The sequence below is a fragment of the Algoriphagus sediminis genome, assembly GCF_030403435.1.
Classification (GTDB): Bacteria; Bacteroidota; Bacteroidia; order Cytophagales; family Cyclobacteriaceae; genus Algoriphagus; species Algoriphagus sediminis.
Window position 1 is genome coordinate 1 of record NZ_JAUEPH010000023.1, and the last position, 617, is coordinate 617.

Sequence of the window (617 nt, forward strand, 5' to 3'; positions counted from 1 at the left end):
GTACCGTTCAATGATTCGATCGGCTATGCGGTGATGCATCCGTTTGTAGACGAAGAGGCAAAGCGTCTGTACTTCACGACGAATATGGATCCGGCTTGGAGCGATTCGACGAAGAAGGCGAGTAAGCAGCCTAAGTACAAGGAAGATTTTGATATCTACTATGCAGAGTACGATGAAAACATGGTTTTCAGTGCTCCTGTAAGGCTAAGCGACCAGGTGAATACAGCAGGCAGTGAGACGCACCCGTTCAGAAAGGATGACAAGTTTTACTTCTCGTCAAAACAAATTGATGGAGAGGGTCACCCCACGGTAGGGGGAATGGATGTGTATGAGGCGAGCTATAGCAATGGAACGATCAGCAATGTACAGAACATGGGAATTCCTGTGAACTCGCTGGGGGATGACTTTGCGTATCGAGTGATGGACAACGGAGAGACCTACCTGTCTTCGAACCGTGATGGTGGACAGGGTCTGGATGACATCTACCTGATCGCCGAGCAATACAAGCAGTTCGTGGCCAGAGTGATTGATTGTGAAGGGGCAGTGGTGACGGACAGCTACCTGGCGACCTTACAGGATAAGACGCAGAACCTCCAGGTACCAACGGACAGAAAAGG

General features: G+C 49.9%; 1 pseudogene. It reads left to right on the plus strand.

Annotated features, from left to right (window positions below):
- A pseudogene (locus QVH07_RS17675) lies at nt 1-617 on the plus strand (OmpA family protein); the annotation flags it as partial.